Below are 21381 nucleotides of genomic sequence, written 5' to 3'. Positions count from 1 at the left end.
CGCTACTCATTTTTTGTCCTTTTTTGAGATGGGTGAATGTATAATATTACAAACTTGATCGTACAAACTACGAGGATTAGATTTATATTGTTTGCAGTTTCTTGCTAGCCAGTTTTTCTTTACCAGCAAGTCGCCACCAGAGGTGATAAAAAAACTATCATGATCACCTTGATAAATTATTCGCTGGTCGTTACTCGGGAAAAAACGTAGATATTCGGCTACACATAAAACTTCATGTCCATCACATTTTCTAATCATGATGCGCCCCTTATCATCTATGTTTTTTACAATTTTGCGCGGCGTTTCTACATGATTCATACGAATTCTGCCATCAGCTAATTGCTCGTTTTCACAATTTTTTATAGCCATTTCTCCACCGCCCATTACTGGCTTGATAAAGTTGGTTCGGAACTGACGAACAGCTATAAAATTAACAAGCTCGCCATTCTTATCAGCAGTTTTTTGTAATGTTACATCCCCACCAGCTCCAAGGGAATTGAATACTGGTAGTGTGTTAGCAACGGCAAAATTACCGCTCTTAGTTGAGTAAAAAATACCTAAGAACATAATCCTGCGCCTAGTATCTAAACTACATCCTAATCCAAAATTTGAACCATTATCAATAGCACGAAAATAAGGAGCATATCCTGTTACTTTATATGGTATTCCCCCCATTTTTGGATATGGATATGTCATACCCTCTCGGCTACGTGCCTTTTCTAAACACTCCTTCGCAAAATCATCCGCCATCGCCAGAAGCTTCGGGCATTGACCATGAAAGCTTAAATCTTCAGAGTTTTTTGCCTTCTGCTCTTTCCCATAAGCGAAAGAAGATAGCACGAACATTATGAAAATGCTTAGAATCGTACATATCTTAATGAATCTTATATTTTGCTTTATAGATATGCTCATGCCACCCCCGTAACATTAATATTTTTTAAGCAACCTTAACAAGAAATTGTTCTAAGTCAATACAATTATCATTTGCAGCTAGCATGGTCAGTTCTCCTGCCTCTACCGTGCCATTGGCGTTAGCGTCGTTCCATAGTTTGAGCAGGTTGAACTGAGTGTCTTGTGAGTTAATCAGGTTGTCGTTGTTGGAGTCATAAGTTTTTAATTCTGAGAAACCAGAAATAGATTGATTACCGAACATCTCGGAAATATCATTAATCTGCCCGTCGTTATTCTTGTCTATTACTAAGAAACTGTCATCGGAGTTAGGTTTAGTCCAACCGGTGTTTTCTAAAGTACCATCTTCATTTAGGTCAAACAATGCGGCGGAAGTTTGGAAGGAATCTAGCTTCAACCCATCACCATTCATGTCAATCACCAACGGATCCATGCGGAAACTCTCAGCAATCACAAAATAATATAAACTGGGCTACTATTGATTCGCTAAGACCTTAGAAATTATTCTTAGCCTGCTTAACCGTTTGCATGAATTATTCAAAAAGACACCTATTCCGCTAAAAAGACAACTAATTTTAATGGTTTTTTCCAACCTAAGGCTCAGAGGCGAAAAGCTAGAGTATACCTTACGTAGACCCTTCAATTTGTTCATTGAAAACACCTCATGTACAGGATGGCTCCGCGAGCTGGATTCGAACCAGCGACCGATCGGTTAACAGCCGATTGCTCTACCGCTGAGCTATCGCGGAATATACCAAAGTCATACACTCAAAATAACATGCTTCGTTATTAGGAGGCGGTTCTTATAGCAAATGTATTTTGCTAATTCCAGAAAAAATTATCAATAAAATATTTTTATTTTTGTCGTTTATATACTTAATATCTCGTGGATACTCAAAATATAATAATAACAAAACAGATAATAGCAACCTTACTTTTTTACACTTTGTTCTTGCAATGTTAATCGCTATATGCAAATTACAAAGTTCGCTTTCAATATCATTAACTTAATGCTGCGATGCGGAATATTGCGGCAGGAGGAAAGGTGAAACAAATATTAAATTACCATTTCAATGAGTTATATGATAATTACAATATGATTATGATTAAACAAAGTAAAAGTTAAGGCAGGATTAATTAAACATGGCACATGAAAAAGAACCGATAACCGATAGTGAGGCACTAGCCTATCACTCAGAGGGAAAGCCTGGTAAGATCTCAATTTTACCGACAAAACCATTAATGACACAGCGTGATCTGTCATTAGGATATTCTCCTGGTGTAGCTATTCCTTGCCTAGAAATCCAAAAAGATCCTAATACCGCTTATGATTACACAGCTCGTGGAAACTTTGTCGCTGTTGTATCTAACGGTACGGCGGTTCTTGGTCTTGGTAATCTTGGCGCGCTTGCCTCTAAACCGGTAATGGAAGGTAAAGCTATATTATTTAAGCGTTTCGCTGATATTGACTGTGTGGATATTGAGGTAAATACTGAGGACGTTGATGAATTTGTAAACTGCGTGAAGCTTTTATCTCCGACTTGGGGTGGTATTAACCTTGAGGATATAGCTGCTCCTGCTTGTTTTATAATTGAGCAACGCCTGCGTGAGACTATGGATATTCCGGTATTCCATGACGATCAGCATGGAACCGCTATTATCTGTGCCGCTGGTCTTATAAACGCCGCCCATCTTACTGGTCGCAACTTAAAAGATATAAAAGTCGTGGTTCTTGGCGCTGGTTCGGCTGGTATAGCATGTCTTGAGCTTATCAAAAGCATGGGTATTCAGCATGATAACGCCCTATTGGTTGACAAAACCGGTGTTATATATGAGGGGCGTGAGGAAGGCATGAACCAGTGGAAATCGGCTCATGCGGTAAAAACGGACAAACGTACCTTAGCGGACGCTATGGATGGAGCGGATCTATTTCTTGGTCTTGCCTCTAAAAATGCCGTATCCAAGGAGATGGTAGCGAGCATGGCGAAAAACCCTATTATATTCGCTATGGCTAATCCTGATCCTGAGATAACTCCTGAGGATGTCCGTAGCGTGCGTAGTGACGCTATAATTGCCACTGGTCGCTCTGATTATCCTAATCAGGTAAATAATGTTATGGGATTTCCTTATATTTTCCGTGGCGCACTTGATGTACGGGCTTCTCAAATAAATGAAGAGATGAAAATAGCAGCTGCTGAGGCTATTGCCACTTTGGCGCGCGAGACAGTGCCAGAAGAAGTAAGTGCCGCTTATTCTGGGCGAAAAATGGAATACGGTTCTGATTACATAATTCCAGCTCCATTTGATCCAAGACTCATGACTACTGTTCCGGTCGCGGTCGCACAGGCTGCCATACGCACCGGTGTCGCTCGTAAGCCTATTGAGGATTTTGTCGCTTACAGAAAGGAACTAGCGGCAAGAAGAGACCCTACCGCTAACTCCATGCAAAGTATATTTGATAAAGTAAAAGAAAATCCGCAAAGGATAATATTTTCTGAAGGTGAGGAAGAAAAAATCATTCGCGCGGCCGTGCAATGGCGTGATAATGGTTTTGGCAAGCCTATATTAGTTGGTCGGGTGGAAAAGATACATGAGCTAATGGAAAAAATGTCTATCCCTGACTATAAAAATATAGAAATAGCTAACGCCGCTATTAGTTCACATGTTGATGAGTATATAGATTATCTATATCCACGACTGCAACGTATTGGTTATTTGTATCGTGATGTTGTACGGATGGTAAAAAATGACCGTGATATTTTCGCCTCATGTATGTTGGCGCTTGGTCATGGTGACGCTTTAATCACTGGTCTTACCCGTAATTACACAATGTCATTGGAAAACATAAGCCGTGTGATAAATTGCAAAGAGAATGAGTTCTTATTTGGTATTTCTTTGGTGGTTGCCAAAGGCAAGACTATATTCTTCGCTGATACCACAGTGCAAGAACTACCAACTCCTGAGCAACTAGCGCAAATTGCTGTTAGAACAGCTCACAAGGCGCAAAGAATGGGGCATAAGCCACGTGTCGCTTTATTATCATTCTCTACTTTTGGTAATCCGATACGTGAGAAATCACTGCGCATACGTGAGGCGGTAAAAATTCTTGACGGTATGGATGTTGATTTTGAGTATGATGGTGAAATGTCAGCAAGCGTCGCCTTGAACAAAGAAATGCGTGAGCTGTATCCGTTTAGCCGCCTGTCCGATTCAGCGAATGTTCTGGTAATGCCTGCTTTACACTCGGCGCATATAGCTTCACAAATGCTACAGGAGCTTGGTGATGGTGTTACCATAGGTCCGGTTCTAAATGGTATGGAGCGCCCCGTGCAGATAGTACAGATGAACGCGAGTCTTTCAGAGATATTGAATCTGTGCGCGATAGCGGCTCTTGAGGCATTTGAAGATACAGAAAAATGATGAGTGTTGGCTAACTATTAAAAAGGGAATAAGGCTATGTCGCTGTTAAGATGTAATATTTTACTCGGCGTAGCCTTTTTTTATTTTCTAGCTGCACAATCTATAAATAATCCGTCTTACGCTAAGACAAATAATGAAATCTCTATAATAGAAGCAGAGAGCTATCATGGTGTTGAGGTAATTGATGCACAAGACGGAGAGGAATGGTCAGCTTTTACTGTAGAAGATGGCAAGACATTAGTTAAAAATGTTAGAATCTCCGTAAAAACTATATTTGATGAAGTTACCGATAATGAAGGAGACTCACCGACCGGCAAATATATCTCTTCATCTCCAAAGTACAATAATATTCTGTTTATGGTAAAAGGTATAAAACTAAAAGATGGCAGAATTCCGACATATCATACAGTTAACTCTCCTATTAAAGGCGGTGATAGGTTAACTGTTAAAGGCGATAAATCATCAATAGAGTTAATTGAAAAAAATGATATTAATACAAAAACATATGATGGGCGTGACGTAAATAATGGCTACCAATTGACTCTAAAAATTAATGACAAGGAAATAAAATTATCTGAGGTTATGTTACTTGATGATAACTATCCTAAATTAATCTGGTCTGGAGATATTAACAATGACGGTTATCCTGACTTGGTGATTGATACCAGCTATCATTATAATATGGAGAGGATAACACTTTTTTTGTCTAGGAATAAGAATGGAAAAATAAACTATAAGAAAGTAGCTGAGCATACATCATATGGTTGTTAATAAGAAAATGTGACGCTAGAATCCATAAATAAATAACCACCACTTATATATGTGTAATTTATGGAACAGAATAACATAGTAATACCAACACTATTAAGACTTAAAGAGATAAATTGGTTTATCGTTCTGGTCATGACGGCTATAGCCATCATGGGGCTTGCTATGATGTTATCAGCTGGAGGCGGTGAGGACACGATCTATTTTTCCCAACAACTTACCCGTTTCTGCGCCGCTTTTGTTATGATGATAATAATAGCGATACTTCCTATGCGTTTATTTTTGGATTACGCTTATCTTGCCTATTTTGGCTGTCTTATTATTTTAATCGTGGTTGATATAGCTGGGCATATTGGAATGGGCGCGCAACGCTGGATAAAATTTGGTGGTGTGAACTTACAACCATCAGAATTTATGAAACTGGCGGTTATATTGGTTTTGGCACGCTATTTCCATAAAATATATCATGACGATATAAAACGGATACCATTTCTTATAATACCACTACTTATAATCGCTGTTCCAGCAGTATTCATTTTACGCCAACCAAATCTTGGAACAACTATTGTTCTTAGCACTGTTGGAATAACTATGTGTTTCCTCGCTGGAATGCAGCTGCGATATTTTATCGGCAGTGGAGCTTTAATATTAATGTCTATGCCGGTCATCTGGCACTTTATGCATGGTTATCAGAAAAAAAGGGTTCTTACTTTTCTTGATCCACAACAAGATCCGCTTGGTGCTGGTTACAATATATTGCAATCAATGATCGCCATTGGCTCCGGTGGTTTGCTTGGTAAAGGCTATATGCGTGGTACGCAAAGCCAGCTTGATTTCTTGCCAGAAAAACACACAGACTTTATTTTTACCATGCTTACTGAAGAATTAGGGTTCGCGGGAGGAATTGTTTTACTGTCGCTATATATGGTTTTGTTGTTCACTGGGATTATGGTTGGCATCCGGAGTAAAAATCAATTTGGAGCGATGATCGCTGGTGGGGTAGTAACTCTGCTATTCATCCATGTTCTGATAAATTGCGCTATGGTAATGGGTATGCTGCCGGTTGTTGGTCTCCCCTTACCTCTTATGTCTTATGGCGGAAGTATAATGGTGTCCAGCGTTTGCGCTATAGGACTACTGCTAAACGCTTATATCAACCGCAATGATACTTTAGAGAGAAGTAGCTTTAGGAAGTAAATTTATTACGGAATTGATACCGTAATATTCTCCTGATTCTTTTTATAAAAAATCAATTTCACAGGTTTAAATGGTAAATCAGGCATTTTCATTGTTATTTTTTTAAGTACAGCAGCTTCACAAATATTATCTGTTTCAAGCAGAACCTCTAATGTGACTTCTTTCCTCAGTTCATCAACCTCTTTAATAATATAACTATAATCCCACCAAGTACCGCATCCAGCACTGTGCGAAACCTTTAATTCTAAGGTGTTATTACTTTTGTTATACGACACAGAGCCGACACCTACTATTTCCGTAGCAAGTGGTGGTGTTTTAGCAAATGATACTCCAGATAGCAAAACTAAGAATAAGCAGGATAGTGTTAAATATTTTCTCATAAAAAATCCTCTCCATTTTTTCTAGTAAATTGCTGGGCGGCTATTTCGTCTAGCTCTATTGTCTCTTTTCTTTTTTCCTTTTCTTTTTGTTTCATTATAGCGTTTTCTTTAGCTATCTCATATTTTTTCATTTCCTGAAATATCGCTATTATCTGGTTATTCAGTTCAAATATTTTTTTATCCAGCTCTTTTATTTCCTGATATATCTCGTCCTGACGGGCTTTTATGCGTCCAGCGAACTGACCAAAAAAATTAGCCATTTCCGGTTGAGTGCCAGCAAGCTCCATTTCTTTTTTCATTTCAGCGCGTAGTGAGTCTATAGATTTATGAAGTTGTGCTTTTTGCCCTTCCAAATCGCCAACTTGCCGCCTTAAAGCATCTAGCTTTCTTTTATGCAGCCTTATGAGAGTATTGTATTTTTTCATTTATATAAATCTATCGCTATTCTTTTACGCCTTACCACCACGCCAATTTGATATTCCAAGTATTTGAGCAAGCTGGTCGTAGCCTTCCTCCAGTGTAGTTTTCTCATCCTTTGCCTGCCGGAGAAAATCCTCCAAAGCCGGAAAATATTTTATAGCCTGATCAACTTCCTGATCTGTTCCCTGCCGGTACGCTCCGAGTCTTATCATTTCCGCCATATCATCATAAGTCGAGAGCAGACGGCGAGCGACTTGTACTAAAGCGTTTTCCTGCTGGCTATTACAGTCTGGCATAGTACGTGACACACTTTTTAGGATATTTATCGCTGGGAAACGCCCTCTTTGCGCTATATCTCTATCTAATATTATATGTCCGTCTAGGATACCACGTACTGTATCTGATATTGGCTCATTAGTGTCATCACCTTCTACCAACACCGTAAATAAACCAGTTATGCTACCCTGCCCTTTTTTACCCGGACCTGCCCGCTCCAATAGTTTTGGAAGCTCAGAAAATACGGTTGGTGTATAGCCCTTGCTAGTTGGCGGTTCACCAGCGGAAAGCCCTATCTCACGTTGCGCCATAGCGAAACGGGTAACGCTATCCATCAAACATAAAACATCTTTGCCACTATCACGAAAATATTCAGCGACCGACATCGTAAGATAAGCTGACTGACGGCGCAACAACGGATACTCACTGGAAGTAGCGACTATAATCACCGAGCGTTTAAGCCCCTCCTCTCCTAAATCATCTTCTATGAACTCCTGTAACTCACGGGAGCGTTCACCGATAAGTCCTATCACGTTGACATCAGCCTGCGAGTTACGCGCGAGCATAGACATCATTATTGATTTTCCAACACCAGATCCGGCGAAAATCCCCATACGCTGACCGCGACAGCAAGAAAGAAAAGTATTTAGCGCTCTAACCCCCATGTTCATTTTACCCCTAACACGCTGCCGGTCATGAGCTGATGGAGCTTCTGCCTTTAATGGGTATGATATACTTCCTTTAGGCAGAGGGCCTTTGCCATCTACCGGCTCGCCCATAGCGTTTATAACCCGACCTAGCCACGCCTCACTAGGGTGGCAAACATTGGCGTTCTGCTCTAAAACCACCTCCGCGCCTGGTCCTATTCCTTGAGTCGTTCCAAAAGGCATAAGCAAGGCGCGATTCTCACGGAACCCCACAACTTCAGCGGGAATATTTTTTTTTCCTATCTCAATAGACGCTGTGTTAATAATACTACAGCGTGCGCCTATACTTAAAAATCTTTCTATGCCAGAACACTCAACCAACATACCTAAAACAGCAGTTACAGTGCCCTTTATCGTAATTTCATTTATATTTTCTAATTCACCAAGATACATTATTTATTAATCTTTCCTGATTGACATAAAATTAATATTCACCTACAAGGATAAGGTTACGTTTTTCTATACTCGTTTAATAAAGGAATTTCCCTAATAAAAATAAGGCAACCGTGGAAAATTTAGTAAGCTACGGTCTTATACAGTGAAAATCCTGAATCAAACTGGTATATTATAGAATTTTTATCAAAAATTATAGAATAAAAGATTGTTATAATATAGTTTTTATGCTTAACTAACAGTTAACAATATATATGTTCTTTAATGTAATTTTAGGGGGACTCACAAATGCGTGTATTACTGGTAGAAGATGATTCCTCAACCGCCAAGGCGATTGAATTATCTCTGGCATCTGAAGGTATTATTTGCGACACCACTCAACTTGGCGAGGAAGGTCTGGAAATCGGCAAGTTGTATGATTATGATATTATAATTCTGGATCTTATGTTGCCTGATATTGATGGTTATGAAGTATTGCGCCGTTTCCGTGCCGCTCGTGTTACCACCCCTATCCTGATACTTTCCGGTCTTTCTGGTCCTGATCAGAAAATTAAGGGTCTTGGTTATGGGGCTGATGACTACCTTACCAAGCCATTCAATAAAGATGAACTTATTGCGCGTATTCAGGCGATTGTTCGTCGTTCTAAAGGTCACTCAGAATCTATTATTCGTACTGGCAAGCTAGCCGTTAACCTAGATACACGTTCGATTGAGGTTGATGGTAAGCCGTTACATCTTACTAGCAAAGAATATAGTATACTTGAGTTGCTATCTCTACGCAAAGGAACTACCCTTACCAAAGAAATGTTCCTAAATCATCTTTATGGTGGGATTGACGAACCAGAACTTAAAATCATTGACGTATTCGTTTGCAAACTTCGTAAGAAGTTAGCGACCGCCGCCGGTGGTGACAACTATATTGAAACCGTATGGGGACGTGGTTATGTTCTAAAAGATCCAGAGCAAGTGCCTGAATCTTCCGTAGAGGCTAATGAGATGGCTTAATTAGGAATCTCTATTGATTATTGAAAACCCGCTAATTCATGTAGTTAGCGGGTTTTTTGTGATAAACAAACGTCATAAAACTGTAATAACGTAATGATGATAGGTATGTTATAATCCTTCCATTGTTTGCTTTATCATACGAACTAAGAAGAATTATCTGATGGAAAACAAAGAAGAAACCAGCAAAAAAAATGACAAATCAATTATTGAGAAAATTGGCGCGTGGATAGGCAAAGAAGTAGCTGGAACTGCTTTAGTAACCGCTATTGGTGGTGCATTAGGCGCAGCGTATGGGGCAATAAAAAAAGCTGGAGTAAAATCTAAAGCTATAGGGGGTGCTGGGCTAGGTTTTGTAGTTTCTCTTGGACTTGGTGGGATGGTATATGACGGATTGGCTTCAGCTTTCGGCGGTGGTGATAAAGCAAAAACACCGGAACAAACAGCTTCTTCTGATAAAAATTCAGAAAAAAATGTAAATACTGAGGTAGCGTCTAAAGCTAGCGGTAGTGATTTTAAGAGAGACCAGCAAGTACCAACAGATAAAAACTCAGGAACTTACGCTCAGCGTATTAAGAATGAAAGAGAGCAAGCGAATCAAAACATAAGTAGGGCTTGAGTCTAATTACTAGAGATTCCTCCACTCATATGCGTTACAATGTCGTCCCGAGCGTAGTAGAGGGATTTTTTATCTCATCCCCGTAAAAATCTACTGATTTTAACACTCGTCTCGCCGTAGAGCGCAAGCGCAAAGACTGATGGGTATCACTAAAGGCTCACACAGCCTGCTGGCTGTATTTCTTGTTCCTCACCTTTATGAATATCCCCTCTCCTTTTGGGAGAGGGTTAGGGTGAGGGGTATTTTTTATATTCGCCTCCGGTATTTCCTACTGGAAATCCCATGAGGCGTAGCTCAAGGCTGGCACAGCCTGCTGGCTGTGCTTCTTGTTACTCAGTTTTTCAATTCCTTCAAGCTTACAACCCTAATACATCTCGCATTGAATATAAACCATTTGCTTTGCCTTTCGCCCAAAGCACAGCGGCAATAGCGCCGGTAGCGTATATATTACGAGAAAAACCTTGATGTGATAGAGTGATAAGTTCACCTCCTCCAGCGAACATCACATTATGTATTCCAACAACATCGCCGCCACGAGAAACGGAAAACCCTATATCCCCTTTTTTGCGCGTGCCATTCCTATCTATTACTTTCTTCTCATCAAAATTTATCTCTCGTCCTCTTGCCGCCGCTTTTCCCATCATAATAGCGGTGCCGGAAGGGGCGTCTTTTTTGTGCTTATGATGCATTTCATTTATTTCAATATCGTACTGGTCAGAAAGCATGGTAGCGGTTTTTTCCACAAGTGACTCTAAAATATTAACTCCCATACTGAAATTACCTGATTGTACAATACGGGTATCACGAGCATAAGAATTTATTTTTTTCTGTTGCTCGTCGCTAAACCCAGTTGTCCCGATTATAATGGTCTTGCCAAGTTTTGCTGCTGCCTGTGCGTGCGCAATTGTTGATTCAGGAGTGGTAAAATCTATTATAGCGTCCGCCTTCTCGGCAAGCACAACTGGATTAGATGTTACATAAAGATTATTATTTAGCTGATTAGAAATAGTATGAACACTACCAGCTACTAACTTCACTTCCTGATGCTCTCTTGCTGCTGCAACTAACATCTGTCCCATACGTCCACTACATCCGGCTATCGCTACCGTAAGAAGCTTACTCATTATATCTATCTCCTGTATCTATAATTATTTCACTCCCGTGAAAATCTGCTGATTTTCACGTGGAGTATGCTCAAGGCTGGCATAACCTACTGGTCATGCTTCTTGTTCACTTTACTATACATAATCTTATGGTTTGGCATGATTCATGCTTACTCATCACCATCGTATATTATCAACCGATTCATGAATAGATAAAATAATATGGATAATAGTATTTATATATCTCTTTCCCGTCAATTAGCTTTATTCCGTGATATGTCGGCAACCGCTAATAATATAGCTAACGCTAATACTACCGGTTATTTATCAGAGCATATGCTGTTTAACTCATATCTCACTAAGGATATAAACCAACGTGTACAAAATGACATGGCATTTGCTAATGATATAGCTACCTATCATAATATGGAAAATGGCGCGATAAAGGCGACTGGTAATAAACTGGATGTTGCCATAGCTAGTGATGGTTTTTTCGCTGTGCAAACCCCTCTTGGAACTCGTTATACTAGAGCTGGTAGTTTTAAGATTGATGAGTTTGGAACATTAGTAACACCTGATGGTAATCCTGTATTAAGTGATAATGGTCAACCTATTTTGTTGCCGGAAAACGCTAAAGAGATAATTATTGGAGAGGCTGGGAATATATCGGTAGACGGCGCTGACTTAGTATCTATTGGTGTTTATAAATTTGACAATCCACAGCTTCTTGAGCGTCTGGCTGGCGCTATGTTCAAAAGCGAGATAGAGCCAGAACTGGAAGGTGAGCAGCGTGTTGTGCAAGGTGCTTTGTCAGGTGCTAATGTGAAACCTGTATTAGAACTTACTCATATGATGGATGTATCTAACTCAGTATCAAACACCGCGAAATTCATTGAAGTAATTTACGATTTGGAGAGGAAAACTTCTAACACTTGGGCGCAAATGTCACAATAAAATATTAGTTACCTGTAGGAAACATATAAGAAATATATAAAAGGAGAGCAAAATGAGATCTTTAGACATAGCAGCAACCGGAATGCTAGCGCAACAGCTTTACGTTGATGTTACCTCCCAAAATCTCGCTAATATTAATACCACCGCCTATAAATTACAACGTCCTGAGTTTCAGGATCTACTTTACCAAAATGAAAAAAGGGTTGGTGTAAACGCCGCTGACTCCGGCACGATCGTACCAACAGGTATTCAGCTTGGTCTTGGTGTTAAAACCGGAGCTGTATACAGAAATACCAGTCAGGGAACGCTACAAAATACTGGTAATACTTTTGACATAGCTATTCAAGGAAAAGGTTTCCTGCAAGTGACACTACCTAATGGTGAGCTCGCTTATACCAGAGCCGGTGCTCTGCAATTAAGCCCTAATGGAATTATCGTAACCGCTGATGGTAATCAGGTAGAGCCTGCTATAACTATCCCTGATAACGCCACTGGGATTAGCATAAATGAATCTGGCGAGGTATTCGCTGTCATCCCTAACCAGATAACTCCGCAAAATCTTGGTCAGTTCCAGACCGCTAATTTTATCAATGAGGCAGGTCTTCAAGCGATTGGTGGTAATATGTATAAAGAGACAGCGGCTTCTGGCGCGCCGGTTACGGGAACACCAGGTCAGGATGACTTTGGCACGATGTTACAAGGATACCTAGAGAATTCTAATGTTGACGCTGTAACCGAACTTACCAATCTTATTCGCGCGCAACGTGTTTATGAAATGAATAGTAAAGTAATCTCTAAGTCGGACGAGATGCTGCAAAACCTTAATCAAAGCGTATAATCAATATTAGCTATATGATAAAAAACCATACATCTTATATTTTAGCGCTTATTTGCTTTTGCTGCTTAATATTACCGGATTTATCCTTTGCCGCTAACGAGGAATCCTCCACGTCCAAAGAGTCATATATATTCAACATTACTAGGCAAGACGCGGAGAAAGCCATAGGTGATTCCCTTAGCAAATCACTATCTGAGGAAGGAGATTATTCTGGTGTGTCGGTAAAAGCCATTATGAATTACCGTAAACACACTCCATTATATTCATCTAACAAACCAATAAATGTTGAAATAAGAGGCTTACGTTACGATCAAAATAACAAAAGCTGGCAAGCGAATATGTTTATAGTAAGTGATAAAGACGTAGATAGCGCGATGCCGATCGCTGGTCGCTATATGATTATGAGTAAAATGCCGGTACTGAAGAAATCCGTACGCGGCGGGCAACTTATAAATAAATACGATATTGAGTTCAAATCTTTCCCACAAAAAAGAATAAACAGTAATAGTATAACAGATATAGCGGATATTATTGGCAAAACTCCTATCCGCTCCATATCAGCGGGAAGACCAATAAGAAAAAATGAAATATCCCGCCCTGCCCTGATAAGCAAAAACTCTCTGGTAAATATACGCTATAAAACGGCTAATATGGAGATAATAGCAACCGGTGAAGCTTTAACAGAAGGCGCGAAGAACGACACTATAGAGGTGCGTAACTCATCTAGCAAAAAAACTATGCGCGCGGTGGTGGTTAGCTCCAATCTCGTTGATGTAATAGCTCCTCTTGCTGTTAGCAGATCTATAAAAACCAGCGCCAATATCAATTACTAAGGAATGACATTATGATAGTTTCCAGAAAAATTCTTATTCTTCCTTTGTTGGCGATTCTTCCCTCATGCTCTAGCACGTTAGACAAGCTTGATGGGATAGGAAACCCTCCTAAGATGGCGGAGGTAGTAGACCCTACTATAAAGCCGGACTATAAGCCGATGAGCTGGCCGATGCCGGAAGTCGCTCCTCCCCAAAAGCAATACGCTAATTCGCTGTGGCAACCAGGGGCGAGAGCGTTTTTCCGTGACCAAAGAGCGTCAAGAGTTGGTGATATATTACGAGTAAATATAAAAATTGAGGATAAAGCCGAGTTGGATAACGAGACCGAAAGAGATCGTGATACCAGCGACAGTCTAGCCGCTCCTAATGTATTTGGTGTTGAGAATAAACTGTTCAGCCTAATACCAGGAAAAGCCGATGTTAGTAAGCTATTAAGTATAAACGGTGCGACCAACAGTAAAGGGCTTGGCAGTATTAAACGTAAGGAAAAAATAGAGACACAAATCGCCGCGCTAATTACACAAGTATTGCCTAATGGTAATTTTGTAATAGATGGCAAGCAGGAAGTAAGGGTAAATTTTGAGATAAGAGAGGTTTCCATCAAGGGTGTTGTGCGCCCAGAGGATATAGGATCAGATAACACTATTGACTCTACTCAAATCGCCGAGTCAAGAATATCTTATGGTGGTCGTGGACAGATCACCGATATGCAGCAGCCACGCTGGGGCAATCAAGCAGTTGAGATATTAGCGCCGTTTTAGAGTAGTATTATTTTGCCTCCGTGAAAGACTACTGTCTTTCACATGAGGCGTGCTCAAGGCTGGCACGACCTGCTGGTCGTGTTTCTTGTTCCTCATCTTTATGAATATCCCCTCTCCCTCTGGGAGAGGGTTAGGGTGAGGGGTTATTGTATATTTCGTCCTCGTGAAAATCTACTGATTTTCACATGGGACATAGCTCAGGGCTGGCACAGCCTACTGGCTGTGCTTCTTGTTCCTTATCTTTACGAATATCCCCTCTCCCTCTGGGAGAGGGTTAGGGTGAGGGGTATTTTCTATATTAACCTCAGGTATTTCCTACTGGAAATCCCATGAGGCATTGCTGAAGGCTCACTCGGTCTGCTGACCGAGTTTCTTGTTCCTCATTTTACAAATATCCCCTCTCCCTCTGGGAGAGGGTTAGGGTGAGGGTTTATTGTATATTTCATCCCCGTGAAAGACTACTGTCTTTCACATGGGATACAGCTTCGCTGGCTGAAGGCTCACTCAGTCTGCTGACCGAGTTTCTTGCTCCTCATATATCCTTGAAAAACAACATATTATTACTTGTTATATTATAAAAATAAATCCAGAATAATAATGATAAAAACCACCAACCCAAAACCGCTGTAACAAAAGCTTCACATAACTGACGCATTTTTATTTTGCAATTATATTACAGGATGGGTATGATGAAGGCGTATTGGTTTATTCTTTTTGAAAGATAGCATTGTGTGGAATTAGGCAAATGAATTGGGGAAATCAGAATATTAAACAATTTATGGATTCTACCACACCTCTTTTTGATAAGATTGGCGAGGTGGTTCAGCAGGGTGCACAGGCTGCTGGTGATTTTTTAACTAACACAATTGGAGGATGGCTTGACAAAGCAACCGCCGCTGTGCGAGGAATGGAAGCTAAGGCTTTGCCGCTTGGGGGTGGGAATAAATTGAGTGAAGCTGGAGCCGCAGTTGGCATGAGTCCAAGCAAATCGACACCTCTGTCACATGATGGACATTCACAGAAGATAGAGAAATCTGTTGGTCCTGAGAAACATAGATTTGCTGGCATAGATACAAGCTCTGTTAAAACCTCCAGTATTTCACATGATAATGGCATTAGTGTTAGCCATGTTAGCTTGGGCGATCTTGCTCCTCCACATGTTGGTATGAAGCAGAATATTGGTGGTCCAGGTATGGGGATGTTTAGTTAGTTAATATTTTTAGTCTGTAATAAAGTTGGGGTAATAGATATGGCTGCGCCTGTTAGTAGTAGTGGTAATTTGGATAGTATACTTGATTCATCAAGATTAAATGAAAAGATCAATGAACAGGCGCAGTTGATGATAGAGAGGATATCTAATCATCTGGATACGCATGGTGTCAAGTATAGCGGTGATAGAGAATTACCTAATTCGTCACCACCGGCGAACGAGCAGTCTACGCAACATATTAAACAACAGCAAGAACAAGAAAACGATAAGCCAACAAGATAGAGTTTTCTTGTTTCTCCAGTGTAGATGCTGATATTTATTAACAATTCACTTCTGAAGAAACTATTTTAGCAAATGGAGTAATGGAAGCGGGAGTCGCTTATTACTACAATCTTCCTTCTTTTATCGCGTCGCTTAGAAAAGCGTTGAGTCTGGTCTGCCACCCCTTACCAGACGCGCGTAGGGCTTCAATGACATCTTCATCAAGACGAATTTTGACCGGCTGCTTAGGGTGTTCGCTAACGGGGCGACCAACACGACGTGCTTTCTTAAAAAAAGCATCTCCTAACTCATCAATATTATCTTCTTCCCTTGTTCCTCTATATTTGCTTTTCATATCTATCCTTTTCTCTTCTGTTAGCCAGAACTATAGCTAAGATATTCCTGATCTATTACTCTACTCCCACCTTGCGGGGGAGTCAAAAATTGAAGAAAGTAATGATTCAATTTTTGGTGGGGGGTGTGTATGTCTGCCTGCTATTCTACCCCCCTCCGCTCAATCTGCGCTGTCACTTGATTTCGCGTGCTCCACCCGCAAGGGGGGAGCGGTTTTTTGATCATATAATATCCCCTCTCCCTCTGGGAGAGGGTTAGGGTGAGGGGTGTTTTCTATATTCGCCTCCGGTATTTCCTACTGGAAATCCCATGAGGCATTGCTGAAGACTCACTCGGTCTGCTGACCGAGTTTCTTGTTTCCTAAACACTATTCCCTATAGCCTAACGCCATGTCGATTGCATTTAGGTATCAGGCACTGGACATGACACTGTCATGCCGTCTTTATGACGGCATCCGGTTTTGAAAAGCAGAGCTTTTCACTGGATTGCTCCGCAATCCACCAGACCCCGCAAGCTCTTTCTTATATATTAGGGAGAGCGGTTTTTTGATCATACAGAATTCCTTCTTATCCATGGTTGGGTTTAGGGAAATACCATGCTCTCTTTGATTAGAAACGTCTTAGATATATAATAGCCCAATCAATTCGCTCTAGCCGACAATACCGGTTTTTTTGGATAATTATCATTGGCTGTTCGTAGTGAAGGTTTCTTCTTATTAGATTTCTTATCAGACAGCCTCTTTGCTTGCTGTCTTTGCAATTTATCAAATCCTTTATCAAGCATTTTCATCATCGCCTGATCACGTGACTTAGCGGTTCTCCCTCCCATTATAACCCCAATAATCTTGTGATTGCCACGCCTTGCGGAACTAACCAAATTAAAACCTGAAGCGTTAATATATCCGGTTTTAATACCATCGGCTCCTTTATATTTTTTGACTACATCGTTATGTCCACGATAATGCACTCCAGCATAATTAAAAGAAGTAAGCTTGAACAAATGGTAATATTCTGGGAAATCACGTTTTAAGGCGATGCCAAGCTTTGCCATGTCATAAGCTGTGGTTATTTGTTGATTATTAGGCAGACCATTAGGATTACGATATACCGTATTTTTCATACCTAAAGCCCTCGCCTTCTTAGTCATCATAAGCGAAAATTTCCAAGTTGTCCCACCTAGTTTTTCGGCGAGTACCACCGATGAGTCATTCGCTGAGCGCACTATCAGGCTTTTTATCGCGTCCCTCACTGTTATAGTATCACCTTTTTTAAGTGATATATTAGTTTGTGGTTGGGCGGCGGCTTTTTTAGAAACTTTAAGCTTTGTACTCATTGTTATCTTTTTTTTCTTAAGAGCGTCAAAAGTAAGATACAAAGTCATCATTTTAGTAAGAGAGGCTGGGTAACGAGTTCCACCCGCATTTTTCTCGTATAGAATACGACCAGTTTTAGCGTTTACTACTAAGGCGGAAAATTTACGGTGATATTTTGGCTTTGCTTTTTTCTTATAACTACTACGTTTAGCATAAGCATCATTCTCGTAAAACGGAGTAGACACCGATACCGGTAGAAAAAAAATAGTGGCTATAATTAGTATACGCAGAGCTAACTTCATAAAAACGCTTTTGCTTATCATGATTTACATATTTACGGTACATTTTTTACATAAAAATGTGAAGTTCAAAATTTAATTTCGTGAATAAAGAATTTAGGAACCTCTACGAAATTGATATTTCGTGGATACTCTCATGATTCGTAGTAGATATAATTATATAAAAACAAAAATATGGTTAAAGTTTGTCCCAAAATGTAGTGATTGATAGTAAAATAATATACTACACTTGACACGTTATAATAATATAACTATATTCTGAACAGATAATGTTGCATTGCATCAAAGTAGAATTTTCCGATGATAGTGTGACATAATGTCATGCTTGGTTTTATTGTTCTTAGTCGGAAGATTTATATCAGGCGTTTAATATTTAATAAATTACAATAGGTTAATGGAGAATTATTATGAGTCAACAAGCTAAAAAGTCTTCTGGGCAGTCCGCTAGCAAAGTGGCTGGCTCGACAGCTAGTAAAGCAGCTAAAAACACCTTAGAAGCTGTGGAATCATCTCGTGATTCAGCGGAAAATGTCGTAAGAATCAGCTCTTCGGCAGTTAAAGATCTTCTGTCAAATGGCGCTTCAGAAGCTCAGAAAGTACAAGAAAAAGCATTTGAGATGGGACGTGAGAGCGCTCAGCAAATCTCAAAATCAGCTGACGCGATTAATAAGTCTTTGTCTGAAATGATGACAATTTCTCGTGACAATGTTGAGGCGGCGATAGAATGCGGAAACCTTACCGCTTCTTTAGCGAAAGACGTAAGTGGTGAGATAGTTGAGTACGCGAGCAAATCATTCTCTGAGAATGTAGAGCTTTCTAAAGATATTTTCGCTTGCCGTACCATAAATGATATGGTTGATTTACAAACAAGAGTTATCAAAAATTCTTTTGACAGCCTGCTTAATCAGTCTGGAAGAATTAGCAATATGTTCTTTGAGTTTAGTTCTGAAGCTCTTGAGCCAATAAATGAGCGTATGTCTCAGGCAAGTGAGCAATTAAGCAAAACTTTTTCTGAAGTCGCTTAAATATATATATCCTCATAAGGTAATAAGCTTAAAAATCGGGAATCAATCATGATTCCCGATTTTTTTTGGGTGCGTATACACACCATCGTATCGTTCTACGCTACCTCTTTCTTTTCTTTTAGTATATTTTCCAACCAATCACGCCCATCCATATTTTCAATATAATGAATAAGAGCGATAACGACTTTTTTATCAAATGACTTATTCGCCTGTTCAAGCAATATCTCACTTGCTTTTTCTACATCAAGAGCCTCTCGCCATGAACGTGGGCTTACCATACCTATAAAAGCATTTGTCACCGCTATAATTCTCGCTGATATTAAAATATCCTCTCCTTTAATTTTGTATCTACCTGTACCATCCCATTTTTCTTGCCATTGCTTCAATGTTTGCGCTACTGGTCCATCAAAAGATATTTTCTCTAACATAACAGATATATTATCCATAGAATTACGGATTACTTCCCGTTCGGAATCACTTAGTTTTTCATTTTTAGTAAGCAAGTCTTTGGGAACTATTATTTTTCCAACATTCATCAAACTAGCGGCGGTAGCGGTCGTTTCTACCATCAAGCTATCAAGATTCATATATTTAGCGATACGGCCAGCAAGCGTTGATACCATAGATGAGTGATTGGCGGAGAAAGGATCTCTACTATCTACCAAACTTAAAAGTGTCTCAATAAGCTGTTTTTGTATTGATACCCTTCTTTCTCTTTCGTAGTGGATTTCACTTATATCTTGCTCAACCACTAAGACTCCTGAAGTGTTTTCGGGAAGCGTGCTGACTGGTATCTCAGGAACCGGTATATATCCAGAACGTATTATTATATCCCTATTATTGCTGTCACTGTCCTTATTTGTATTAGTAGAAAATTGCTTAGAAGGCACTTTATATACATCATATATTGTCTTATTTTCTGATAAAGCTTGCTCACAATTTTTGGCGATATGCCGATTATGAGCTTTTCCAAGAATATCAGTTACTGTTTTGCCGACTATATTTTCAGGTGACATACTACAATTATCAACCAACTTCTTATTGGCAAACCAGTATGTCTGGTTATTATCAACTATATAAAGTGTTTCCGGTTGGTTATCAGTAACCAAACGTAGAAGCTTTTCCTGATTTTTTGCTTTAATAGCTACTTTTTTGAAATATTTTGACGCTATCACAGAATGACGTGAATATGAATACCACCAAACGATAATAATCAGCATAACAACTATGGCGATAGCAAGAGAGAAAATAGCTGACAAGCTGCTGCGATACGCCCCACTCTTAGCGAAAGCCTCACTTTTATCTATTTTTACTATCAATATCCAGTCAGCTCCAGCTATATCTATAAATCTAGAAGTCGCTAAAACATCCTGATTTCTATAATCCTTTTGTTCGGAAGAAAAGTCGTTTACAGACTTCACTAGGTAAGCTTCAGCGGAACTATCTATGGTATCTGTTGTAATATCAATATTATTACCTAGTAGCTCGCTACCATCACGCAGCGGAGAGATATATTCTAATTTATCTTGCTTCACTCTTGCCAGTAATATTTCTAGAGTATTCTCTATAGAACCCGGCTGTTTTAACAAGTTGAATAGATTTGCGTCTATGGTCTTTATCGCTACTACTTTTCCAATAATAGACTCCTCATTCCGTTCACCTTGAATAGAATATACCGGAGATATAAATCCTATATATGGAATACCATCGCTATTCTTCGCTAAATCAATGAATCCATCCTCAGCCTTATTATATTTACCAGCATAGTCCGTGATATTATTCCTTACGGATTCCTTTAACGGTGTGGAAACTATCATATTATTATTTTTGTCAAGCACCATAATACCACTACTACCGCCTGCCGTAACATTTGCTGGTATATTATCAATATTTTTATCACCAATAAATCCAGTACGTTTCGCGGTAAAAAGCAGTAGATTTCTTAGATATGATTTCTGTGATGGCTCTATGTTGTTATGCCCATTCTTACCGTCCTGTTTTATAACGCTAAGTTCAGTGAGGTAAATTCCAAGAGATGGGTTATCGGCTAAACTTCTTATTTCAGAAAAGTTATTATTTATAAAATTATTTATTTCACTAGCCCTGCTTTCAGCTACCAGATTTAATCTTTCTTTCCATCTTTGTAGGTCACGGGCGTAATCCTTATTATTAAAGTATGATATCATGAAAACCCCGCCAATTATAATGGAAACGACTAGGGTGACGATACCATATAACCATGGAGAATTATAAAACTTGGTATCTTCCAGAAATTCATCTGATTCCAAAACGGTGTTTTTCATTTTTATCTCCTTAAATAACACAATAACGTTTTTTATA

At 39.6% G+C, this 21381-nt stretch carries 22 protein-coding genes and 1 tRNA gene; 13 read left to right on the top strand and 10 right to left on the bottom strand.

Features of this window, described 5'->3' with window-relative positions; genetic code table 11:
* Window positions 1–6 precede the first annotated feature (6 nt).
* The 3 genes from R3D71_04185 to R3D71_04175 all read right to left on the bottom strand — a co-directional run bounded on the left by R3D71_04185 (window position 7) and on the right by R3D71_04175 (window position 1658).
* Window positions 7–912 (bottom strand): hypothetical protein, encoded by a 906-nt coding sequence (locus tag R3D71_04185; protein ID MEZ5690846.1) that lies wholly within the window; start codon window positions 910–912, stop codon window positions 7–9.
* Between the two features lie 25 nt (window positions 913–937).
* Window positions 938–1342 (bottom strand): hypothetical protein, encoded by a 405-nt coding sequence (locus R3D71_04180; protein MEZ5690845.1) that lies wholly within the window; start codon window positions 1340–1342, stop codon window positions 938–940.
* Between the two features lie 241 nt (window positions 1343–1583).
* Window positions 1584–1658: transfer RNA gene (locus R3D71_04175), tRNA-Asn, on the bottom strand.
* Window positions 1659–2052: 394 nt separating this feature from the next.
* Between R3D71_04175 and R3D71_04170 the strand changes: the two genes are divergently transcribed.
* The 3 genes from R3D71_04170 to rodA are packed head-to-tail and all read left to right on the top strand — an operon-like array spanning window position 2053 to window position 6294.
* Window positions 2053–4329: an NADP-dependent malic enzyme gene (locus R3D71_04170; GenBank protein ID MEZ5690844.1), complete on the top strand. Its 2277-nt coding sequence runs from the start codon at window positions 2053–2055 to the stop codon at window positions 4327–4329.
* A 36-nt stretch (window positions 4330–4365) separates the two neighbouring features.
* Window positions 4366–5100: a hypothetical protein gene (locus R3D71_04165; GenBank protein ID MEZ5690843.1), complete on the top strand. Its 735-nt coding sequence runs from the start codon at window positions 4366–4368 to the stop codon at window positions 5098–5100.
* 60 nt (window positions 5101–5160) lie between these two features.
* Window positions 5161–6294, top strand: a complete 1134-nt coding sequence (rodA, locus tag R3D71_04160) for a rod shape-determining protein RodA (protein MEZ5690842.1) — start codon at window positions 5161–5163, stop codon at window positions 6292–6294.
* A gap of 5 nt (window positions 6295–6299) precedes the next feature.
* Here rodA and R3D71_04155 read toward each other — a convergent pair whose 3' ends face one another.
* Genes R3D71_04155 through fliI form a run of 3 tightly spaced genes read right to left on the bottom strand, consistent with a single transcriptional unit; the run spans window position 6300 to window position 8470 of the window.
* The gene (locus tag R3D71_04155; protein ID MEZ5690841.1) at window positions 6300–6674 is read right to left on the bottom strand and encodes a hypothetical protein; all 375 of its coding nucleotides are present in this window, start codon (window positions 6672–6674) and stop codon (window positions 6300–6302) included.
* Entirely contained in the window at window positions 6671–7099 is a 429-nt protein-coding gene (locus R3D71_04150; protein MEZ5690840.1) for a flagellar FliJ family protein, read from the bottom strand. Before R3D71_04150 ends, R3D71_04155 begins: the two co-directional genes overlap by 4 nt.
* A gap of 24 nt (window positions 7100–7123) precedes the next feature.
* Window positions 7124–8470: a flagellar protein export ATPase FliI gene (gene fliI / locus R3D71_04145; protein MEZ5690839.1), complete on the bottom strand. Its 1347-nt coding sequence runs from the start codon at window positions 8468–8470 to the stop codon at window positions 7124–7126.
* Window positions 8471–8758: 288 nt separating this feature from the next.
* Here fliI and R3D71_04140 point away from each other — a divergent pair, with 288 nt between their 5' ends.
* A complete protein-coding gene (locus R3D71_04140) occupies window positions 8759–9475 on the top strand; it encodes a response regulator transcription factor (GenBank protein MEZ5690838.1) in 717 nt (238 codons plus the stop codon).
* A 160-nt stretch (window positions 9476–9635) separates the two neighbouring features.
* Window positions 9636–10091: a hypothetical protein gene (locus R3D71_04135; protein ID MEZ5690837.1), complete on the top strand. Its 456-nt coding sequence runs from the start codon at window positions 9636–9638 to the stop codon at window positions 10089–10091.
* A 356-nt stretch (window positions 10092–10447) separates the two neighbouring features.
* On the opposite strand, the gene dapB is transcribed toward R3D71_04135, so the two are convergent.
* The gene (dapB, locus tag R3D71_04130; GenBank protein ID MEZ5690836.1) at window positions 10448–11215 is read right to left on the bottom strand and encodes a 4-hydroxy-tetrahydrodipicolinate reductase; all 768 of its coding nucleotides are present in this window, start codon (window positions 11213–11215) and stop codon (window positions 10448–10450) included.
* A gap of 201 nt (window positions 11216–11416) precedes the next feature.
* Between dapB and R3D71_04125 the strand changes: the two genes are divergently transcribed.
* From R3D71_04125 to R3D71_04095, 7 genes are all read left to right on the top strand, one after another.
* Window positions 11417–12148 (top strand): flagellar hook-basal body complex protein, encoded by a 732-nt coding sequence (locus tag R3D71_04125; GenBank protein MEZ5690835.1) that lies wholly within the window; start codon window positions 11417–11419, stop codon window positions 12146–12148.
* Window positions 12149–12200: 52 nt separating this feature from the next.
* On the top strand, window positions 12201–12986 hold the full coding sequence (gene flgG, locus R3D71_04120; GenBank protein MEZ5690834.1) for a flagellar basal-body rod protein FlgG: 786 nt from the start codon (window positions 12201–12203) through the stop codon (window positions 12984–12986).
* Window positions 12987–13000: 14 nt separating this feature from the next.
* The gene (flgA, locus tag R3D71_04115) at window positions 13001–13819 is read left to right on the top strand and encodes a flagellar basal body P-ring formation chaperone FlgA (GenBank protein MEZ5690833.1); all 819 of its coding nucleotides are present in this window, start codon (window positions 13001–13003) and stop codon (window positions 13817–13819) included.
* An 11-nt stretch (window positions 13820–13830) separates the two neighbouring features.
* On the top strand, window positions 13831–14580 hold the full coding sequence (gene flgH / locus R3D71_04110) for a flagellar basal body L-ring protein FlgH (GenBank protein ID MEZ5690832.1): 750 nt from the start codon (window positions 13831–13833) through the stop codon (window positions 14578–14580).
* A 42-nt stretch (window positions 14581–14622) separates the two neighbouring features.
* A complete protein-coding gene (locus R3D71_04105; GenBank protein MEZ5690831.1) occupies window positions 14623–14913 on the top strand; it encodes a hypothetical protein in 291 nt (96 codons plus the stop codon).
* 412 nt (window positions 14914–15325) lie between these two features.
* Window positions 15326–15790 carry a hypothetical protein gene (locus R3D71_04100; GenBank protein MEZ5690830.1) on the top strand — a complete coding sequence of 155 codons (465 nt, stop codon included), beginning with the start codon at window positions 15326–15328 and terminating at the stop codon, window positions 15788–15790.
* A 39-nt stretch (window positions 15791–15829) separates the two neighbouring features.
* Window positions 15830–16072 carry a hypothetical protein gene (locus R3D71_04095; protein MEZ5690829.1) on the top strand — a complete coding sequence of 81 codons (243 nt, stop codon included), beginning with the start codon at window positions 15830–15832 and terminating at the stop codon, window positions 16070–16072.
* Window positions 16073–16175: 103 nt separating this feature from the next.
* On the opposite strand, the gene R3D71_04090 is transcribed toward R3D71_04095, so the two are convergent.
* Together R3D71_04090 and R3D71_04085 are read right to left on the bottom strand one after the other, a co-directional pair.
* Window positions 16176–16406, bottom strand: a complete 231-nt coding sequence (locus R3D71_04090) for a BrnA antitoxin family protein (protein ID MEZ5690828.1) — start codon at window positions 16404–16406, stop codon at window positions 16176–16178.
* A 638-nt stretch (window positions 16407–17044) separates the two neighbouring features.
* Window positions 17045–18040, bottom strand: a complete 996-nt coding sequence (locus R3D71_04085; GenBank protein MEZ5690827.1) for a D-alanyl-D-alanine carboxypeptidase family protein — start codon at window positions 18038–18040, stop codon at window positions 17045–17047.
* A gap of 383 nt (window positions 18041–18423) precedes the next feature.
* Between R3D71_04085 and R3D71_04080 the strand changes: the two genes are divergently transcribed.
* Window positions 18424–19041, top strand: coding sequence for a phasin family protein (locus tag R3D71_04080; protein ID MEZ5690826.1), 618 nt, complete (start codon window positions 18424–18426; stop codon window positions 19039–19041).
* Between the two features lie 95 nt (window positions 19042–19136).
* Here R3D71_04080 and R3D71_04075 read toward each other — a convergent pair whose 3' ends face one another.
* A complete protein-coding gene (locus tag R3D71_04075; protein ID MEZ5690825.1) occupies window positions 19137–21344 on the bottom strand; it encodes an HD domain-containing phosphohydrolase in 2208 nt (735 codons plus the stop codon).
* Between the last annotated feature and the right edge of the window lie 37 nt (window positions 21345–21381).

The sequence above is a fragment of the Rickettsiales bacterium genome (genome assembly GCA_041396965.1).
In the GTDB taxonomy this organism is placed as follows: domain Bacteria; phylum Pseudomonadota; class Alphaproteobacteria; order Rickettsiales; family SXRF01; genus SXRF01.
The sequence above is the reverse complement of the archived record's forward strand: the minus strand, read 5'-3'. Positions and strand labels throughout refer to the sequence as shown.